This window comes from Streptomyces sp. NPDC107654, assembly GCF_055639035.1.
In genome coordinates this window covers 362344-379961 of record NZ_JBVKBI010000001.1, presented here as the reverse complement: position 1 = coordinate 379961, position 17618 = coordinate 362344, and the positions used below count along the sequence as shown (strand labels likewise).

19 protein-coding genes are annotated in these 17618 nt (G+C 73.6%); 12 read left to right on the top strand and 7 right to left on the bottom strand.

Annotated features, from left to right (window positions below):
• Position 1: 1 nt before the first annotated feature.
• The 3 genes from ACZ7N4_RS01715 to ACZ7N4_RS01705 all read left to right on the top strand — a co-directional run bounded on the left by ACZ7N4_RS01715 (position 2) and on the right by ACZ7N4_RS01705 (position 2491).
• On the top strand, positions 2-997 hold the full coding sequence (locus ACZ7N4_RS01715; RefSeq protein WP_471352627.1) for a small ribosomal subunit Rsm22 family protein: 996 nt from the start codon (positions 2-4) through the stop codon (positions 995-997).
• Positions 998-1028: 31 nt separating this feature from the next.
• Entirely contained in the window at positions 1029-1643 is a 615-nt protein-coding gene (locus tag ACZ7N4_RS01710; RefSeq protein ID WP_471352625.1) for a TetR/AcrR family transcriptional regulator, read from the top strand.
• Positions 1644-1750: 107 nt separating this feature from the next.
• Entirely contained in the window at positions 1751-2491 is a 741-nt protein-coding gene (locus tag ACZ7N4_RS01705; RefSeq protein WP_471352623.1) for a bifunctional DNA primase/polymerase, read from the top strand.
• Positions 2492-2515: 24 nt separating this feature from the next.
• On the opposite strand, the gene ACZ7N4_RS01700 is transcribed toward ACZ7N4_RS01705, so the two are convergent.
• From ACZ7N4_RS01700 to efeO, 4 genes are read right to left on the bottom strand one after another with little or no spacing between them, the layout of a single operon-like run.
• On the bottom strand, positions 2516-3508 hold the full coding sequence (locus ACZ7N4_RS01700) for an SCO2278 family lipoprotein (RefSeq protein WP_471352621.1): 993 nt from the start codon (positions 3506-3508) through the stop codon (positions 2516-2518).
• The gene (efeU, locus tag ACZ7N4_RS01695) at positions 3468-4340 is read right to left on the bottom strand and encodes an iron uptake transporter permease EfeU (protein WP_471352619.1); all 873 of its coding nucleotides are present in this window, start codon (positions 4338-4340) and stop codon (positions 3468-3470) included. The genes ACZ7N4_RS01700 and efeU overlap by 41 nt, the downstream gene beginning before the upstream one ends.
• Before the next feature lie 3 nt (positions 4341-4343).
• Entirely contained in the window at positions 4344-5618 is a 1275-nt protein-coding gene (efeB, locus tag ACZ7N4_RS01690; protein WP_471352617.1) for an iron uptake transporter deferrochelatase/peroxidase subunit, read from the bottom strand.
• A 16-nt stretch (positions 5619-5634) separates the two neighbouring features.
• Positions 5635-6771, bottom strand: coding sequence for an iron uptake system protein EfeO (gene efeO / locus ACZ7N4_RS01685; RefSeq protein ID WP_471352615.1), 1137 nt, complete (start codon positions 6769-6771; stop codon positions 5635-5637).
• 185 nt (positions 6772-6956) lie between these two features.
• Between efeO and ACZ7N4_RS01680 the strand changes: the two genes are divergently transcribed.
• The 3 genes from ACZ7N4_RS01680 (at position 6957) to ACZ7N4_RS01670 (ending at position 8791) form a co-directional block, all read left to right on the top strand.
• Complete coding sequence (locus ACZ7N4_RS01680) at positions 6957-7817, top strand: hypothetical protein (protein WP_471352613.1); 861 nt, start codon at positions 6957-6959, stop codon at positions 7815-7817.
• Positions 7810-8454 carry a PhzF family phenazine biosynthesis protein gene (locus ACZ7N4_RS01675; RefSeq protein WP_471352611.1) on the top strand — a complete coding sequence of 215 codons (645 nt, stop codon included), beginning with the start codon at positions 7810-7812 and terminating at the stop codon, positions 8452-8454. Before ACZ7N4_RS01680 ends, ACZ7N4_RS01675 begins: the two co-directional genes overlap by 8 nt.
• A 139-nt stretch (positions 8455-8593) precedes the next feature.
• On the top strand, positions 8594-8791 hold the full coding sequence (locus tag ACZ7N4_RS01670; protein ID WP_471352609.1) for a hypothetical protein: 198 nt from the start codon (positions 8594-8596) through the stop codon (positions 8789-8791).
• Positions 8792-8861: 70 nt separating this feature from the next.
• Here ACZ7N4_RS01670 and map read toward each other — a convergent pair whose 3' ends face one another.
• Entirely contained in the window at positions 8862-9719 is an 858-nt protein-coding gene (gene map, locus ACZ7N4_RS01665; RefSeq protein WP_471352607.1) for a type I methionyl aminopeptidase, read from the bottom strand.
• Between the two features lie 58 nt (positions 9720-9777).
• Here map and ACZ7N4_RS01660 point away from each other — a divergent pair, with 58 nt between their 5' ends.
• Positions 9778-10011, top strand: a complete 234-nt coding sequence (locus ACZ7N4_RS01660; protein ID WP_471352605.1) for a hypothetical protein — start codon at positions 9778-9780, stop codon at positions 10009-10011.
• A 64-nt stretch (positions 10012-10075) separates the two neighbouring features.
• Here ACZ7N4_RS01660 and ACZ7N4_RS01655 read toward each other — a convergent pair whose 3' ends face one another.
• A complete protein-coding gene (locus ACZ7N4_RS01655; RefSeq protein ID WP_471352603.1) occupies positions 10076-10672 on the bottom strand; it encodes a hypothetical protein in 597 nt (198 codons plus the stop codon).
• A gap of 107 nt (positions 10673-10779) precedes the next feature.
• On the opposite strand from ACZ7N4_RS01655, the gene ACZ7N4_RS01650 reads away from it, so the two are divergent.
• From ACZ7N4_RS01650 to ACZ7N4_RS01640, 3 genes are read left to right on the top strand one after another with little or no spacing between them, the layout of a single operon-like run.
• Complete coding sequence (locus ACZ7N4_RS01650; protein ID WP_471352601.1) at positions 10780-11856, top strand: sialidase family protein; 1077 nt, start codon at positions 10780-10782, stop codon at positions 11854-11856.
• A gap of 37 nt (positions 11857-11893) precedes the next feature.
• Complete coding sequence (npdG, locus tag ACZ7N4_RS01645) at positions 11894-12607, top strand: NADPH-dependent F420 reductase (protein ID WP_471352599.1); 714 nt, start codon at positions 11894-11896, stop codon at positions 12605-12607.
• A 13-nt stretch (positions 12608-12620) separates the two neighbouring features.
• A complete protein-coding gene (locus ACZ7N4_RS01640) occupies positions 12621-12857 on the top strand; it encodes a hypothetical protein (RefSeq protein WP_471352597.1) in 237 nt (78 codons plus the stop codon).
• On the opposite strand, the gene ACZ7N4_RS01635 is transcribed toward ACZ7N4_RS01640, so the two are convergent.
• Entirely contained in the window at positions 12847-13647 is an 801-nt protein-coding gene (locus tag ACZ7N4_RS01635; RefSeq protein ID WP_471352595.1) for a site-2 protease family protein, read from the bottom strand. The two genes, ACZ7N4_RS01640 and ACZ7N4_RS01635, sit on opposite strands and share 11 nt — an antisense overlap.
• 116 nt (positions 13648-13763) lie before the next feature.
• Here ACZ7N4_RS01635 and ACZ7N4_RS01630 point away from each other — a divergent pair, with 116 nt between their 5' ends.
• Both ACZ7N4_RS01630 and ACZ7N4_RS01625 read left to right on the top strand, forming a co-directional pair.
• Positions 13764-14291, top strand: a complete 528-nt coding sequence (locus ACZ7N4_RS01630) for a DUF6578 domain-containing protein (protein WP_471352593.1) — start codon at positions 13764-13766, stop codon at positions 14289-14291.
• Between the two features lie 14 nt (positions 14292-14305).
• Positions 14306-17596: an ATP-binding protein gene (locus ACZ7N4_RS01625; protein WP_471352591.1), complete on the top strand. Its 3291-nt coding sequence runs from the start codon at positions 14306-14308 to the stop codon at positions 17594-17596.
• The last annotated feature ends 22 nt before the right edge of the window (positions 17597-17618 follow it).

The window sequence follows — 17618 nt, the reverse complement described above, 5'->3', positions numbered from 1 at the left end:
GGTGAACGACCCCGCCTCCCCGGCCGCAACCCTTCGCACGGCCCTGGCCGACCTGCTCGACGGCCTGCCCCCCACGGAGGTCACCGCCGCCGTGGACCGGCTGATCGCCACCTACCGCGGCGACACCCCGACCCACGCCCCGATCCTCCGCCACCGCGCCGACGTCGCCGCGTACGCCGCCTACCGCATGCCGGCCACCTTCGAGGCCGTCCGCTCCGCGCTCACGGCCTTCGCCGACACCGTCCCCGACTGGACCCCCGGCAGCCACACCGACGTCGGCGGCGGCACCGGCGCCGCCACCTGGGCCGTCACCGCCACCTGGCCCGGCGTGCGCAGCGTCACCGTGCTGGACTGGGCCGAGCCCGCCCTCGCCCTCGGCCGGCGGATCGCCGCCGCCAACCCGGCCCTGGAAGACGCCCGCTGGCAGCGCGCCCGGATCGGCGAGGACCTCACCCTGGACGCCACCGACCTGGTCACCGTGTCGTACGTCCTGAACGAACTCGCCGAGCCCGACCGCGCCGCCCTCGTCGACGCCGCCGCCGGCGCCGCCCGGACCGTCGTGATCGTGGAGGCCGGCACCCCGGCCGGCTACCAGCGGATCATCGAGGCCCGCGACCGGCTGGTCCGCGCCGGCTTCCGCGTCGCCGCCCCCTGCCCGCACAGCGCCGCCTGCCCCATCGCGCCCGGCACGGACTGGTGCCACTTCTCCGCCCGGGTCGGCCGCTCCTCCCTGCACCGCCAGGTCAAGGGCGGCTCGCTGGCGTACGAGGACGAGAAGTTCTCCTACGTCGCCGCCACCCGGCTGCCCGCCGAGCCCGCCCCCGCCCGCGTGGTCCGGCGCCCGCAGATCCGCAAGGGCCAGGTGCTGCTCGACCTGTGCGAGACCGAGGAGCGGCTGCGCCGTACGACGGTCACCAAGCGCCACGGCGACCTGTACAGGGCCGCCCGGGATGCCGACTGGGGCGACGCCTGGCCGCCGTACGACTCGGCGTCGTAGCCCACCGCCCGGGCTTGTTACTTTCGACCCCATGGTCGACAAGTCCGCCCCCGACGCCACCCGCCGCAGCGAGAAGTCCCGCCGGGCGATCTACGCCGCCGCCCTCGCCCTGGTCGGCGAGGTCGGCTACCCGAAGACCACCGTGGAAGCCATCGCCGCCCGGGCCGGAGTCGGCAAGCAGACCATCTACCGGTGGTGGTCGTCCAAGGGGGACGTCCTGCTGGAGGCCTTCCTGGACCTCGCCGGGCAGGCGGCCCGGGCGGCAGGGCAGGATGCGGACGTCATCCCGGACACCGGCGACCTGGCCGCCGACCTGAAGGCGGTGCTGCGGGCCACGGTGGACGAGCTCCTCGACCCCCGCTTCGAGGCGCCGGCGCGGGCGCTGGCCGCGGAGGGCGTGGTCAACGAGCAGCTCGGCCGCCAGTTCGTCCACGCACTCCTCGAACCGCAGCTCCAGCTGTACGTCGCCCGCCTGCGCTCGGCACAGGCCGCGGGGGCGGTCCGGGCCGACGTCGACCCCCGGGTCGCGCTGGAGCTGTTCGTCTCCCCGCTCGCGCAGCGCTGGCTGCAACGGACCGGGCCGATCTCGTACGACTACACGGACACCCTGGTCGAGTACGCCCTGCACGGCATCGCACCCCGTTGACGTACTTCCGCACAACGCCTTCCGGACCCCCCGAAGTACGCGAAGATGGGACGATAAGGCATGCTGTCCGCACACCAGCGAGGCGACCACGGGACCGAAGGGGATAGATGAGCGAGACGTTCGGCGGCCGGACCGGCCGGCAGGGCAAACTCTCCCAGTGGCTGCTCGGACGCCGCTCGAAGGAGACCGCCGCGGACGACGCCGGCCGTGAGCCCCTCCTGCTGGCCGCCGCGGCGGCGGGACTGCCCCTCGCGCCCGCCGCGCACCCCGCCGACGGCTACCGCTGCTCCTGCGACCGCGTGGGCTGTCCCACCCCGGCCCGCCACCCGGTGTCCTTCGCCTGGCAGACCCAGTCCACCACCGACCGCGCCCAGATCGAGCGCTGGGCCCGGCACCAGCCGCAGGCGAACTTCATCACCGCCACCGGCATGGTGCACGACGTGCTGGACGTGCCCCTGGCGGCCGGCCGGGAGGCCATGGAGCGGCTGCTCGGCTCCGGCGTCGAGGTCGGGCCGGTCGCCGAGAGCGATGACGGCCGCATGCTGTTCTTCACCCTCACCCGGGGCACCCCCGAGGACGAGGACGAGTGGTGGCCCTGCGAGCTGGACTGCCACCCGGAGACGATGGACGAGCACCCCGGCCTGCGCTGGCACTGCCGGGGCTCCTACGTCCTCGTACCGCCCGCCCGGCTGCCCGGCGTCGACGACCAGCAGGTGCGCTGGGTGCGCGGCCCCGAGCACCCGCTGCCCGACCCGCTGACCCTGCTGGAGGCGCTCACCGACGCCTGCGCCCGGCACGTGGGCACCGAGACCGGCCGGTACGGCACCGCCTGGCCCCTGCACCACTGACCGTCGGCCGGCCTGCTCGCCCCGCTATTCGCCCTGGGCGGACGTCAGTCCCTGGACCCGCCCCAGCATCCGCACCGGGCCGCTGCCGGCCGGGTCGAGGGCGGCCTCGTTGGCGACCGACTCCATCGTCAGGGACTGCTTCACCTCACCCTTGACCAGGGCCTGCACGGACTTGTTCGGGACCTGCACCAAGCCTCCGGTGTAGGCGGTCTGCTTCTCGTAGTGGTGCGTGGTGAAGAAGACCAGCGCCCCGCCGTCCGCCGTGCGCAGCGCGAGCGGCGCGTACGCGCCGCGGGTGAGCGGCTCGTCGATGAACTGGCGGACCAGGCCGGGCTTCTTGGCCTCCTTGGCGCGGTCCGCGCGCAGCCTGCTGGTGTCCGGGCCGTCGGCGAAGGTCTTCCCGCCGCTCTTCAGGTAGGCCGCGTACGACCTGCTCAGCTCGTCCGGGCGGACGGCGAGTCGCGTGGTGCCGGCGGGTACGGCCTCGGCCCAGCCGTCCTCGTCCTTCCTGAACTCCGGCAGCGTGCCGGGGGCCATGAGCGTCAGGTAGGCCACCCGCCAGCGCTCGCCGAGGTCGCCCCGCGTGAAGACCAGCACCCAGCGGTAGCTCCCGCCCTTGTTGCCGGCGGCGTCGGCGACGAACCAGCGGGGCCAGCCCGCCTTCTTCGGGATCGTGATCCGCACGTCCGTCAGCTTCAGCGGGGTGTGGTCCGGGTTCCCGGACGGGCTGTTGACGTGCCCGGCCTTCAGCCGGGCCGCGTCGATGTCGGCGAGGGCGCCGGTCACGTAGGGCGCGTCCAGGGAGCTGTCGTAGGCCTTGTCGGCCTTGTTGTACGCGTCCGTGAACGCGGTGAGCGCCTTGGCGGCCTCGGCGCGGGTGGCCGCGGGGAGCACCTCGCGCTCCCCGTGCACCACCACGCATCCGCTCGCGGTCAGCGACAAAGCGGTCAGCGAGGCCGCTATGAGTGCGTTCCGGTCACGCCTGGGAAGCCGTCGACGGCTGCGTTCCCTGGTCATCGGGCTCCTTCACCTTCCCCTTTCCGGAGGCGAACCCTACCGGGGAGAGGAACAGCGCGAGCACCGGGACCAGGTACAGCGCCCACACCGTGATCTGGACGACCGTCGGGTCCGGCTGGAAGTTGAACACGCCCTTCAGCAGGGTGCCGTACCAGCTGTCCGGCGGGATGACGCCGCTGATGTCGAAGGCCAGTTCGTTGATGCCCGGGATCCAGCCGGCCTCCTGCAGGTCGTGGAAGCCGTACGCGAGCACGCCCGCGGCGACCACGACCAGCATGCCGCCGGTCCAGGTGAAGAACTTGGCCAGGTTGATCTTCAGGGCGCCCCGGTAGAACAGCCAGCCCAGGAGGACCGCCGTGGCCAGGCCCAGCGCGACACCGACCAGCGGGCGCGGGGTGCCGTCACTCGCCGCGTGCACCGACGCCCACACGAACAGCGCGGTCTCCAGGCCCTCCCGGCCGACGGCGAGGAAGGCGGTGGCGACCAGCGCGCCCGTGCCGAGCTTCAGGGCCGCGTCCAGCTTGCCGTGCAGCTCCGACTTCAGGTGCCGGGCGGTGCGCCGCATCCAGAACACCATCCAGGTCACCAGGCCCACGGCGACGACCGACAGGGAGCCGCCGAGCGCCTCCTGCGCCTGGAAGGTCAGCTCCTGGGAGCCGAACTCCAGGGCGCAGCCGAAGCCCATGGCGATGGCGATGGCGATGCCGATGCCGATCCAGATCGGCCTCACGGCGTCCTTGCGGCCGGTCTTGACCAGATAGGCGATCAGGATGCAGACGACGAGCGACGCCTCAAGACCCTCGCGCAGGCCGATCAGGTAGTTGGAGAACACCGGCTACGCCTCCTTCGAGAACAGCGTGCGGCCCCACCAGTCACCGGAGTCCCGGACACCGGGCGGGACCGCGAAGACCGCGGAACCCACGTGCTGGATGTACTCGTTGAGCGCGTCGTGGGCGGAGAGCTTGCGCTGGAGCGGGATGAAGCCCTTGCGCACGTCCCGCTGGTAGGCGAGGAAGAACAGGCCCGCGTCGAGCCGGCCCAGGCCGTCGGTGCCGTCGGTGAACGAGTAGCCCCGGCGCAGGATGGTGACCCCGTTGTTGGAGTCGGGGTGCGCGAGCCGCACGTGCGCGTCCGGCTTCATCGCCTTCAGGAACGGCTCGTCGTGCTCCTTGGCCTTGCCGACGGGCGCGCCCTCGCGCTTGTCGCGGCCGAACACGTCCTCCTGCTCCTGGAGCGAGGCGCGGTCCCAGGTCTCGATGTTCATCCGGATCCGCCGGGCGACCAGGTACGACCCGCCGGTCATCCAGTCCGGCCCGTCGCCCTCGCCGACCCACACGAACTTCTTCAGCCGGTCGGTCTCGGTGCCCGCGATGTTGCGGGTGCCGTCCTTGAAGCCCATCAGGTTGCGCGGGGTCTGCGCGTCCGGGGTGGTCGAGGAGGTCTTGCCGAAGCCGAGCTGCGACCAGCGGATGGCGACCTTGCCGAAGCCGATCCGGGCGAGGTTGCGGATGGCGTGCACCGCGACCTGCGGATCGTCGGCGCAGGCCTGGACGCACAGGTCGCCGCCGGTGCGGCCGCGGTCCAGGTTGTCGCCGGGGAACCTGGGCAGGTCGACCAGGGCCTCGGGCCGCCGCTCCTCCAGCCCGAACTTCCCGAACAGCGACGGCCCGAACCCGATGGTCAGCGTCAGCCGGGACGGCTTGAGTCCGAGCGCCTCACCGGTGTCGTCCGGCGGGGCCTCGGCGAGCCCGCCGTAGGCGCCCTCGCCGACCGCCTTGCCCGCGGTCATCCGGCGGGCCGCGTCGGTCCAGTCCTTGAGCATCCGGACGAACGCGTCGCGGTCCTCGGTCTTCACGTCGAACGCGGCGAAATGCAGGCGGTCCTGCACCGGAGTGGCGATGCCGGCCTGGTGGGCACCGTGGAACGGCACCTCGCCGCCGGTCCCGGCGGCGGGATCCATGTCGTCACCCGTCCTGGCCATCGCCACGGCCCCGCCGGCCACGGCGGCCCCGAGCGCGAGCCCGGCACCGCCCCAGCCGATCAGCGCGCGGCGCGACGGACTGCTCTCCCGGGACTCCCGGGCCTCCTGGGTCTCCTGGCTCTCGGTCATCGCTCTCGCCCCCTGCTCACTTCACGACCGCGGCGGCGAGCTTGGACAGCGGCTCGGCGAGCGCGTTCACCGCGTCCGACAGCTCCTTGCGCTGGTCCTTGGTGACCTTGTCGTAGGAGACGAAGTCGTAGGACGTCTTGTCCGTCCGGTACTTGTCGAGCAGCGCGTCCAGCGCCGCGAACTGCTCGTCCAGCTCCTTGACCAGCGCCGGGTCGTTCTTCGCGGCGACCGGCTTCAGCAGCTCGTACGCCTTCCGGGCGCCCTCGACGTTGCCCTTGAAGTCGACCAGGTCGGTGTGGGCGTAGCGGTCCTCCTCGCCGGTGACCTTGCCGGTGGCGACCTCGTCCAGCAGCTCCTTGGCGCCGTTGGCCATCGAGGTCGGGGTGATCTCGGCCTTGCCGACCCGGCCCTGCCAGTCCTTGAGGTCCGTCAGCAGCTGCCCGGCGAGGGCCTTCTCCTCGGCGCCGATCTTCCGGTCGTGCCAGAGGGCCTTCTCCAGCCGGTGCCAGCCGGTCCACTTCTGGCCGTCCTCCAGGCCGTCCTCGCGGACGTCGACCTTCGGGTCGATGTCACCGAAGGACTCGGCGACCGGCTCGGTGCGCTCCCAGCCGAGGCGGGAGAGGCCGTAGGCCTTCTTCGCGGCGTCCAGGTCGCCGGCCTTGACGGCCTTCACGAAGGTCTCGGCCTTCGGCAGCGTCTCGTCGGCCTGGTCCTGGGCGTACTGGCGGTAGTCGGCGACGGCCTTGTCCAGCCGCGGGTCGCGCTGGGCCGCGCTGCCGCCGCCGGTCACGGTCAGCTTCTGCCGCACGCCGTGGCCCTTCATGCCGGGCCGGCAGGCGATCTCGTACGACCCGGCCTTCACCTCGGCGGTCAGCGTGTACCTGGTGCCCGGGCCGATGTTCTCCTTCTCGGAGACGATCCGGTCGTCCGGGAACAGGATCTCGACCTCGGTCGCCTTCGATCCCTTGTTCTCGATCTTCAGCGTGACCTGCCCGGCCGGCACGGAGGTGCTGGAGGTGTCGCACTTCGAGTCGGCGGCCGTGACATGGATGGCGTCGCCGTCCTTGGCATCGCTCTTCGCGGTGCAGGCCGAGAGGGCGGTCAGAGCCGCCGCGGTGGCGGCGGCGGTGACGGTCAGTCGGACGGCTCGCATGCGGGCTCCAAGCGGATCTGATCTGGTGAGGCTGCCCTAACTTACATGAGGCTTCCTCACCCATACCCCTGCGTGCCGTGATTCAGCTCTCACCGTGAGATCACCGACACGGCGTGATCGCGATGTCTCAAAAAAGACGGCAACGAACGGCAAAGGCGACGCCAAGCGGTGGGAGGGTGGCGGTCATGGGGGAGAGCGCGCGCAGAGAACCGCTGGGGCCCGGCGGCCTGGTGCTGGACGTGCGGAACAGGCCGGGACCGCCGCCGTTGCGCTTCGAGGCGGCCGACGGCGGCCGCCTGCTGCTGCGGCAGGACGAGCGGGTGCTGCTGCTGGCCCGGGTGGAGGAGGCGAACCAGGGCGTGTACGTCAGCCGGTACGCCGGTTACCGCCCGCCCCTCCCGCCGATGCGCTCCGCGCTGATGCGCGACCCGGGCAACTGGGTGCACGCCTGCGCCCGATGGCTGGAGGAGACGCGCCACGGCCCGCTGCGCGACTCCCGTTGGCGTCTGGGAGTGCGCACGGTGTTCCCCCCGTACGTCTGGCACGCCGCCGACTTCGTCCGCGCGTGGCCCCACTGCCATCTCGACTGGTCCGGATACGGCTGGCACGGAGTCGTTCCGCTGCGTCCGCTCTCCTCCGAGGACGCGCCCCGGGTGCGGGCCTACCGCAAGCACGCCCGCGACGGCACCCTGGCTCCGGTGCTGCTCTGGTGGGTCACCGGCCTCGACGGCTGGCTGCTGCTCGACGGGCACGACAGGGCCGTCGCGGCGGTCGCCGAGGGGCTCACTCCGCCGTGTGTGGTGCTCGCCCGGGTGCCGGACGAGGAGGACTGGCGGGGTCAGGTCCGCGAGGCGACCGAAGCCCATCGGCTGTGGTCGGCCGCCGCGGGGCCCGAGCCGCACGAGACGCCGGCACGGGCCTGCGCCGACACCCTCTCCGGCCTGCCGTACGAGGAGGCCCGCACCCGGTCCTGGCCCCTGCCCGGCGGTGCCCCCGCCTGGGAGGCGCTCGCCGCGGACGCGGTGTTTCAATTCCCCGGTGACTGACTACGACGTACTCCGCGTCTTCTGCGGACCGAACGGCGGCTACGGCAACGAGCTGGGCGTCGTCCGCGACGGCTCGGTGCTGCCCGAGCGGAGCGACCGGCAGGCGCTCGCCGGCAAACTCGGCTTCAGCGAGACCGTGTTCGTGGACGACCCCGAACGCGGCCTGATCGACATCTACACCCCCACCCTCCGGCTGCCCTTCGCCGGCCACCCCTGCGTAGGCACGGCCTGGCTGCTCGACGTACCCGAACTGGTCACCCCGGCCGGAGTCGTCGGCGCCCGGCTGGACGGTGAGTTCAGCTGGATCGAGGCCCGCGCGGAATGGGCGCCTCCGCGCACCCTGCGCCAATATCCGGGCGCCGCCGAGGTGGACGCGCTCCCGGTGCCGCCGAAGGGGGAGTGGATCTACGCCTGGGCCTGGGAGGACGAGGCCGCCGGGCGGATCCGGGCCCGCGCCTTCCCCGGCCGTGACGACGGCATCGAGGAGGACGAGGCGACCGGCGCCGCCGCCCTCCTCCTGACCGAGCGGCTGGGCCGGGCCCTCAACATCACCCAGGGCCGGGGCTCGCAGATCCTGACCGCGCCCCAGCCGCACGGGTGGATCGAGGTCGGCGGACGCGTCCACCTGGAGCGCTGACGCACGGCGCCGGCGCGGCGACGGCCGGTACGGCGTCCGGGTGAGCGTCCGAGCGCCCGTCCGGGTGGATCCGCGTGTGCGCGCGAGGGCGAACGGGGACCACTGGGCGTGACCACTCCGCCTCCCCGAGAGGAGCACCATGCGCATCAGATCAGTCGTGGCCGCGACCTGCCTCGCCGCCGCTCTCGCCGCCGCCGGCGCGACGACGGCCAGTGCCAGCAACCACGACACCAAGGACGACGACGAGGCCGTCTGCAGCCCGTACGCCGGCTCGCTCACGTCGCTGGAGAACCACCTCACCTGGTCCGGCGCCCACTGCAGCGACTACCTGCGCTGATGCGACCCGGGTCCCCCGCACGCGGTGCGGGGGGCCCGGTCGTCCAGGGCTCACGCGCCCCGCGCGGTGCTCAGGGGAGGGTCAGGATCTCCGCGCCGGTGTCCGTCACGACCAGGGTGTGCTCGAACTGCGCGGTCCGCTTGCGGTCCTTCGTCACGACCGTCCAGCCGTCGTCCCACATGTCGTACTCGTGGGTGCCGAGCGTCAGCATCGGCTCGATCGTGAAGGTCATCCCGGGCTGCATCACCGTCGTCGCGTGCGGGCTGTCGTAGTGCGGGACGATCAGCCCCGAGTGGAACGACGTGCTGATGCCGTGGCCGGTGAAGTCCCGGACCACGCCGTAGCCGAAGCGCTTGGCGTACGACTCGATGACCCGGCCGATGACGTTGATCTGCCGGCCCGGCTTCACCGCCTTGATCGCCCGGTCGAGCGACTCCCGGGTGCGCTCCACCAGCAGCCGCGACTCCTCGTCGACGTCACCCACCAGGTAGGTGGCGTTGTTGTCGCCGTGCACCCCGCCGATGTACGCCGTCACGTCCAGGTTGACGATGTCGCCGTCGCGCAGGACGGTCGAGTCCGGGATGCCGTGGCAGATGACCTCGTTGACCGAGGTGCACAGCGACTTCGGGAAGCCCCGGTAGCCCAGCGTGGAGGGGTAGGCCCCGTGGTCGCACATGTACTCGTGGGCGACCTTGTCCAGCCGGTCCGTGGTGACCCCCGGCGCGATGATCTTCGCGGCCTCCGCCATCGCCCGCGCGGCGATACGGCCGGCGATCCGCATCGCCTCGATGGTCTCCGGGGTCTGCACCTCCGGCCCGGTGTACGGCGCCGGCGCGGGCTTGCCGACGTACTCGGGGCGGCGGATGTTTCCGGGAACCGAACGGGTGGGAGACAGCTCCCCTGGTACGAGCAGCGACTGGCCAGACATGCCAGCGAGTCTAACCAGCGGACATGGGGGAACATGTCGGTGGCGAGAGGAGCTGGTCATGGCCCTGTTCAAGAAGCGCACCGCCGGCAAGCCGGGCGAGTGGTACTACTGCCTGGAGCACAAGAAGGTCGAGGAGGGCCCGGACTGCCCGGGCAGGGACCGTTTCGGACCGTACGCGTCGCCTGAGGAGGCCCGGCACGCGATGGAGACCGCCGCGGAACGCAACCTCCAGTGGGAGAACGACCCCCGCTGGCACGACGCGCCCGCCGGCGGCACCACGGAAGAGAGCTGAGCGGAGCGGAGTCCGGCCGGCCGGCGGGTGGGCGAGTCACCAGGGGGCCGGCGGGGAGCCGTGGTCACCAGGGGGCCGGTGGAGGAGCCGTCAGCGCTTCCGTCCAGCGGGACAGGCGGTCCCGGAACCCCCGCCGCGCCCGCGGAGAACCCCCGTTCTCCCCGGCCGCCGCGCTGACCAGGTGCTGCACCGTGTCCAGGTCCAGCTCCGCCCCCGGCGGCACGGCCAGCGTGTCATGGGCCATCGCGGCCAGCTCGCCCCCGCCCGCGCCCAGCGCCAGCACCGTCACCCCGGCCCGCCGGGCGTCGTGCACCCGCTCCAGCAGCGGCGCCGGCTCCCCGGGCGCCACGACCAGCAGGGTCTCACCGCGCCGCGCCGCCGCCAGCCGCCCCGGCCCGACCGCCAGATGCGCGGGATCCGAGGGGCGCGCGTGGTGCCGTACCAGCGTCGGCGCCAGCTCCGGCGTGCCCGACCAGGCCGCCTCGTCCACCAGGTGCGCGGCCAGATGCCAGGGCTCGTACTCCGGCGTGCCCACCAGCAGCAGCCCGCCCCCGTGCGCCACCACCGACCCGCGCAGCACCCCCGCGAACCTCCGGGTGGCCCCCAGCCACTCGGTCCCGGCGAGCACTTCCCGCAGCAACGCGACCCGTACGGCGTCCATGCGACCGCATCCTGCCGCAACCACTCACCCGTGACGCGCCGTTCACCCGGAATTCGCCCGACCCGGGGATGGTGGCGGCCCGTCCGCAGGCCTTCAGGAGCCGCCCGATGACCGACGTGACCGTCCCCTTCCGCGCGGGCCGCGAGGGATACGCGAGCTTCCGCATACCGGCCGTCGTCGCCTCCCGTTCCGGCACCCTGCTGGCCTTCTGCGAGGGCCGCGTCGACTCCGCCGCCGACCACGGGCACATCGACATCGTGCTGAAACGGTCCGCCGACGGCGGCCGCACCTGGGGACCGCTCCAGGTAGCCGCACGCAACGGCACGGACCTCGCCGGCAACCCCGCCCCCGTCGTCCTGGACACCGGCCGGATCCTGCTCGTGCACGTACGCGCCGCCGCCGCCGCCACCGAGGCCGCCATCCTGCGCGGCCAGGTCGCGGACGCCGACGGCCGGCGGGTGTGGGTGCAACACAGCGATGACGACGGACTGACATGGTCCGCGCCCAGGGAGATCACCCCCCAGGTGAAGAAACCCGGCTGGCGCTGGTACGCCACCACCCCCGGTCACGCCCTTCAGCTCGGCTCCGGCCGCGTCCTCGTCCCGGCCAACCACACCCTGCCGCCCACCGGCACCGACACCGGCGCCGAGGCGAAGTACAACAGCGGACACTGCCTGCTCAGCGACGACCACGGCGAGACCTGGTACCTCGGCTACCTGGACGAGAACACCGACGGCTACGTCAACGTCAACGAGACCACCGCCGCCGAACTCCCCGACGGCCGCGTCTACCTCAACACCCGCAACGACTCCCCCTCGCCCGGCAACCGCGCCGACGCCCACTCCAGGGACGGCGGGAAGACCCTCGTCACACCCTTCCGGCCGCAGGCCGGACTGACCGCGCCGGTCTGCGAGGCCGCCGTGCTCCAGCTCCGCGACCCCGACCTGCTCCTCTTCTCCGCCCCCGCCGACCCCGGCGGCGCCCGCGCCCTCATGACGATCCGCGCCTCCCGCGACGGCGGCACCACCTGGAGCACCGCGTACACCGCCGACGGGCTCCCCGCCGCCTACTCCGACCTGGTCCGCGTCGACCCGCACACCGTCGGCCTGCTGTACGAGACGGGCGACTTCGGCGCCTACGAGACGATCACCTTCCGCCGGGTGCCGGTGCACCGGCTGACCTGAGCCGGTACCGCCCCGGCGGCGGACGTAGAGTCGGCCCATGACCTCTACCGACAGCGCACAGACCCCTGCCAAGGCCCCCGCCAAGGACCCCTGGGACCTGCCCGACGTCTCCGGGTACGTCGTCGGCGTGCTCGGCGGCACCGGACCGCAGGGCAAGGGCCTCGCCTACCGGCTGGCCCGGGCCGGGCAGAAGGTGATCATCGGCTCCCGCGCCGCCGAGCGCGCGCAGGCCGCCGCCGGTGAACTCGGCCACGGCGTCGAGGGCGCCGACAACGCCGAGACCGCGCGCCGCAGCGACATCGTGATCGTCGCCGTACCGTGGGACGGCCACGGCGACACGCTGAAGTCCCTGCGCGAGGAACTGGCCGGCAAGCTCGTCGTGGACTGCGTCAACCCGCTCGGCTTCGACAAGAAGGGCGCCTACGCCCTCAAGCCGGAGGAGGGCAGCGCCGCCGAGCAGGCCGCCGCGCTGCTGCCGGACTCCCGGGTCACCGCCGCCTTCCACCACCTGTCGGCCGTCCTGCTCCAGGACCCGCGGACCGAGCAGATCGACACCGACGTCATGGTGCTCGGCGAGGAGCGCGCGGACGTGGAGATCGTGCAGGCGCTGGCCGGGCGCATCCCCGGCATGCGCGGCATCTTCGCGGGCCGGCTGCGCAACGCCCACCAGGTGGAGTCGCTGGTCGCGAACCTGATCTCCGTCAACCGCCGCTACAAGGCGCACGCCGGGCTCCGCGTCACCGACGTGTGAGCCGGGGAGGGCGATGGGGGACACTGGTCGGCGAAGCAGTGTCCCCCGACAGGAGCCCAGCCCCATGCCCCGCATCGCCCTCTACCCCCTCGCGGTCTGCGTCCTCGCCGTCGTCGCGGCCGTCGTCTCCTTCTCCCGCGGCAGCTGGCTGGGGATCGTCTGGGTGCTGCTGGCGGGCCTGTCGTCCAACATGACCTGGTACTACGTCAAGCGCGGCAAGGCGGGCCGGAGCGGTTCCGTCACCGGCTGACCGCGCAGTAGTCGTTGGTGCCCTCCCAGAACCGGTACAGCTCCTGTCCGCAGTACTGGGAGAGGTCGTCGACGTTCAGCGCCCGCGTGATCGAGTCGACCACGTCGAAGAACACGCCGTTGACCGACGGCAGCCACAGCAGCGCGAACACGAACAGCAGACCGAACGGAGCGAACGGCTCCACCTGCCGCTTCACGTTGTACGACAGCCACGGCTCGATCACGCCGTAGCCGTCCAGGCCCGGCACCGGCAGGAAGTTCAGCAGCGCCGCCGACACCTGCAGCAGCGCCAGGAACGCCAGCGCGAACCGGAACTCCGCGGGGACGCCGTCCAGCGCGTCCAGCCAGAAGGGTGCCGTGCACACCGCGGCGAACAGCACGTTCGCCAGCGGGCCGGCCGCCGAGATCAGGCTGTGCCGCCAGCGGCCCCGGATGCGGCTCCGCTCGATGAACACCGCGCCGCCGGGCAGACCGATCCCGCCCATGATCACGAACAGCACCGGGAGCACGATGCTGAGCAGCGCGTGCGTGTACTTCAGCGGGTTCAGCGTGAGATAGCCCTTCGCGCCGACCGTGATGTCCCCGCTGTGCAGGGCGGTGCGCGCGTGCGCGTACTCGTGCAGGCACAGCGAGACGACCCAGGCCGCCGTCACGAACAGGAACACCGCGATACCCGGCTGCGCGGCGAACCCGCTCCAGGTGGCCCAGCCGGTCACCGCCGTCACGGCCAGTATGCCGACGAACACGGGGCTGATCTGCCGGTCGCCGCGGCGGCTGGTGGCGGTGGTCATGGGCAGGCTCCTGGTCTGCGGGAACGGACGGAACTGCGACCGTACCGGCCGCGGACGCGTGGGGAAAACGTCTCGCGCCCGGCGCCCGGTTCCCGGAGGCTGAAGGAATGCCACGGATGAGGGTGTTCTACGCGGACCGGCAGATGGAATGCTGCGGCACGCCGTTCGCCGTGGGGGACGAGGTCGCCTGGCGCCTCGTGCCCACGACCGGCCGGGAGAGCCGCTACGGCGAGACCGCCCTGGTGGAGAACCACGGCGGCCCCGACCACGAGACCCTCGGCCGGGTCCACGCCATCGAGCTGGTGCACCAGCGGTACGTGGTCCACACCGACCCCCGCATCCGGGAACGCAACGACCGTGCCCTCAGGCCCCGCCCGGGCCCCGAGGGCGTGATCCTGCTCCCGTCCCCCCACCGCTGGGAAGAGATCCCGGGCGCGCACACCCTGGAGCCGGTCGCCACCTGCCCCCGGTGGTTCACCCACACGGAACCCGCCCCGGACCCGACCCCCCAGCGGCTCCACCGCCCCACCGGCGCACTCGTCACCCTGGACGCCACCGCCACCCGACCACGCCCCCCGGAGCCCCCCGACGCACCGGACCAGCCCCCGGGCGCCGCGCCGGGTGAGCCCGGTGACCGGGGCTGATCGCTCCAGGGACAATGGGCCCCGTGCGTTATCGGCTGCTCGGCACCACCCAGGCAATCCGTCCCGACGGTACGGCCGTCCCGGTCGGCGGGGCGCGGCTGCGTGCTCTGCTGAGCGTGCTCGCGCTGCGGGCCGGGCGGACCGTGCCCGCGCCCGTGCTGGTGGACGAGGTGTGGGGCGCCGACCCGCCCGCGGACGCCGCCGGCGCCCTGCAGGCGCTCGTCGGCCGGCTCCGGCGGGCCCTCGGTGCCGCCGCCGTCGCCTCCGCCGACGGCGGCTACCGGCTCACCGCGGCCCCCGACGACGTGGACCTCACCCGCTTCGACCGGCTCACCGGCGACGGCCTCGCCGCCCTCGCCGACGGCGACCCGGCCAAGGCCGCCGCCGTCCTCGACGACGCCCTCGCCCTGTGGCACGGACCCGCCCTCGCCGACCTCCCCGACCACACCGCCGAGGCGGCCCGCTGGGAGACCCGCCGGCTCGACGCCCAGCGCGCCCGGCACACCGCCGCCCTCGCCCTCGGCCAGGCCGAGCAGGCGCTGCCCGAACTGACCGCCCTGTGCGACAGCCACCCCCTGGACGAACAGCTCCAGGCCCTGCGGCTGCGCGCCCTGCGCGACGCCGGCCGCCCCGCCCAGGCCCTCGCCGCCTACGAGGACGTACGCCACCTGCTCGCGGACCGGCTCGGCTCCGACCCCGGTCCCGACCTGCGCGCCCTGCACGCCGAGCTGCTCGGCGAGGAACCCGAGTCCGGCCGCCCCGCCCCCGGCCGACCCGACCCGCGCCGGCCCGCGGACCGCCCGGGCAACCTGCCCGCCCGGATCACCTCCTTCGTCGGCCGGGAGAGCGACATCCGGACCATCGGCGCCGACCTCGGCGCGGCCCGCCTCGTCACCCTCCTCGGACCCGGCGGCGCAGGGAAGACCCGGCTGTCCCTGGAGGCCGCCGAGGCGGTACGGCCCACCCTCCGGGACGGCGTCTGGCTCGCCGAGCTGGCCCCCGTGGACGACCCCGACGCCGTACCGCAGGCGGTGCTCACCGCGATCGGCGCCCGTGAGACCGTGCTGCACGGCGCCGGCGTGGACGGCATGCGGGCGGTCTCCGAACGGCACGGCGACCCCGTCGAACGGCTCGTGGAGCACTGCGCCCGGCGCCGCATGCTGATCATCCTGGACAACTGCGAGCACGTCGTCGACGCCGCCGCCCGGCTCACCGAGCGGCTGCTGGCCCGCTGTCCCGAGCTGACCGTCCTCGCCACCAGCCGCGAACCCCTCGGCGTACCGGGGGAGTTGCTGCGGCCCGTGGAGCCGCTGCCCGAGCCGGTCGCGCTGCGGCTGCTCGCCGACCGCGGCGCGGCGGCCCGCCCCGGCTTCCGGCCCGAGGACGACCCGGAGGCGTGCGCCGAGATCTGCCGCCGCCTGGACGGACTGCCCCTCGCGATCGAGCTGGCGGCGGCCCGGCTGCGCATGCTCACCCCCCGCCAGATAGCGGACCGGCTGGACGACCGGTTCCGGCTGCTCACCTCCGGCAGCCGCACCCTGCTGCCCCGCCAGCAGACCCTCAGGGCCGTCGTGGACTGGTCCTGGGACCTGCTGGACGCCGGCGAACGCGACGTCCTCGCCCGCCTGTCCGTCTTCGCCGGCGGCTGCGACCTGGCCGCCGCCGAGGCCGTGTGCGGCCCGGCCGCCCTCGACGCCGTCGGCTCCCTGGTCGACAAGTCCCTGGTGGTGGCCGCCCCCGCGGCCGACGGCGGGATGCGCTACCGGCTGCTGGAGACCGTCGCCGAGTACGCCGCCGAACGCCTCGCCGAGACCGGCCGCCGCGGCGAGGCCGAACGCGCCCACCTGATCCACTACCGCGAACTCGCCCGCGCCACCGATCCGTTGCTGCGCGGCCCCGAACAGCGCGCCGCCATCGACCGGTTCCAGCTGGAGTACGAGAACCTGCGCACCGCCTTCCGGCACGCCGTCGCCGAACGCGACGAACAGGAGGCACTCTGCCTGGTGCTGTCGCTGCTCTGGTTCTGGCAGATGCGCGACCAGCGCATCGAGACCCGAGCCTGGTGCCGGGAGGTCATGGCACTCGGCCCCGACCCGTTCGCCGAACCGGTCCGCCGCGCCGCCCCCGTCTGGCAGCGCTGCACCGACGTTCCGCCCCCGTACACCGGCGAGATCCTCGCCGAGGCCCGGCGCGGCGTCCACCTGGCCCACCTGGCCTGCATGGACACCGAGATCGACGCCTGGCAGACCCCCGACGCCCAGGCCAAGCTGCGCGTGGTCGCCCAGGTCTACGAGCCCGGCCTGCCGCAGACCTGCCGGGCGCCGGGCATGCTGTGGTTCTTCGCCGTGCTGCTGACCGGCGGCGCGAAGGGGTTGCGCGCCATCGCGGACGCCGCCGTGCGCACCTGCCGGGACACTCCCGGCTACGAGTGGGAGCTGGCCGGCGCCCTCCACCTGCGCGCCAACTTCCTCGCCAACCGCACCGCCTCGGCCGGCGACGCCACCCGCGACGCCGACGAGTCCCTGGAGATCTACCGCCGCCTCGGCGACGCCTGGGGCGCCACCGAGGCCCTGTCCGCCCGCGGCGAGGCCCAGGAACGCAAGGGCGCCCACCGGGACGCCGCCGCCGACTACCGGGCCGCCATCGAACACGCCGAACGCCTCGGCGCGCGCGCCCAGGTCGCCGTGCTCCACGCCCGCCTCGGCAACGTGCTCATGGAGGCCGGCGAGAGCGAGCGCGGCGAGCGGATGCTCCGCGAGGTCATCGCCGGCCAGGGCGGCACCCACAACGAGGCGATGCCCGCCGCCCGGCTCTTCCTCGCCGCCTGGCTCGGCCTGACCGACCGCACCACGGAGGCACGCGAACAACTGCGGCTGCTGCGCGAGGAGATCGCGATCGCGCACTTCATCGTCTTCGACGCCATCATCGTCTGCCAGGAGGGCTGGCTGGACGCCGTGGACGACCGCACCGAGGACGCCCTGGAACGGGCCCGCAGGGCGCTCGAGCTCGCCACCGACCCGCTGACCTCGGCGGTCACCCCCCATCTGCACTCCATCGGCCTGACCGTCGCCGCGATGGCCCTCGCCCGCGCCGACGGCGGCGGCCGCGCCACCGACGCCGCCCGCTGCCTGGGCGCCGCCGCCGCGCTGCTGCCGCCCGGGCACGTGGTCTCCGGCGTGGAGCGGCGCAGCCGCGAGCTGGCCGAGGCCCGCATCCGCCAGGCCCTGGACGCGCGGTCGTACGAGGCCGCGTACGCCGAGGGCGGCGGCCTCTCCCTCGCGGAGGCCACCGCCCTGGTCGTCTGAGCGCCGGAGAACACCGGCTCGC

Bases quoted from the DNA above. Each gene is read 5' to 3' on its own strand.
- efeO (WP_471352615.1), bottom strand. From the start codon at position 6,771: ATGCGAGCCGTCCGACTGACCGTCACCGCCGCCGCCACCGCGGCGGCT.
- ACZ7N4_RS01635 (WP_471352595.1), bottom strand. From the start codon at position 13,647: ATGACCACCGCCACCAGCCGCCGCGGCGACCGGCAGATCAGCCCCGTG.
- ACZ7N4_RS01670 (WP_471352609.1), top strand. From the start codon at position 8,594: ATGCGCATCAGATCAGTCGTGGCCGCGACCTGCCTCGCCGCCGCTCTC.
- map (WP_471352607.1), bottom strand. From the start codon at position 9,719: ATGTCTGGCCAGTCGCTGCTCGTACCAGGGGAGCTGTCTCCCACCCGT.
- ACZ7N4_RS01660 (WP_471352605.1), top strand. From the start codon at position 9,778: ATGGCCCTGTTCAAGAAGCGCACCGCCGGCAAGCCGGGCGAGTGGTAC.
- ACZ7N4_RS01700 (WP_471352621.1), bottom strand. From the start codon at position 3,508: ATGACCAGGGAACGCAGCCGTCGACGGCTTCCCAGGCGTGACCGGAAC.
- ACZ7N4_RS01640 (WP_471352597.1), top strand. From the start codon at position 12,621: ATGGGGGACACTGGTCGGCGAAGCAGTGTCCCCCGACAGGAGCCCAGC.
- ACZ7N4_RS01630 (WP_471352593.1), top strand. From the start codon at position 13,764: ATGAGGGTGTTCTACGCGGACCGGCAGATGGAATGCTGCGGCACGCCG.
- ACZ7N4_RS01710 (WP_471352625.1), top strand. From the start codon at position 1,029: ATGGTCGACAAGTCCGCCCCCGACGCCACCCGCCGCAGCGAGAAGTCC.
- ACZ7N4_RS01655 (WP_471352603.1), bottom strand. From the start codon at position 10,672: ATGGACGCCGTACGGGTCGCGTTGCTGCGGGAAGTGCTCGCCGGGACC.
- efeB (WP_471352617.1), bottom strand. From the start codon at position 5,618: ATGACCGAGAGCCAGGAGACCCAGGAGGCCCGGGAGTCCCGGGAGAGC.
- ACZ7N4_RS01705 (WP_471352623.1), top strand. From the start codon at position 1,751: ATGAGCGAGACGTTCGGCGGCCGGACCGGCCGGCAGGGCAAACTCTCC.
- ACZ7N4_RS01680 (WP_471352613.1), top strand. From the start codon at position 6,957: ATGGGGGAGAGCGCGCGCAGAGAACCGCTGGGGCCCGGCGGCCTGGTG.
- npdG (WP_471352599.1), top strand. From the start codon at position 11,894: ATGACCTCTACCGACAGCGCACAGACCCCTGCCAAGGCCCCCGCCAAG.
- ACZ7N4_RS01650 (WP_471352601.1), top strand. From the start codon at position 10,780: ATGACCGACGTGACCGTCCCCTTCCGCGCGGGCCGCGAGGGATACGCG.
- ACZ7N4_RS01625 (WP_471352591.1), top strand. From the start codon at position 14,306: ATGGGCCCCGTGCGTTATCGGCTGCTCGGCACCACCCAGGCAATCCGT.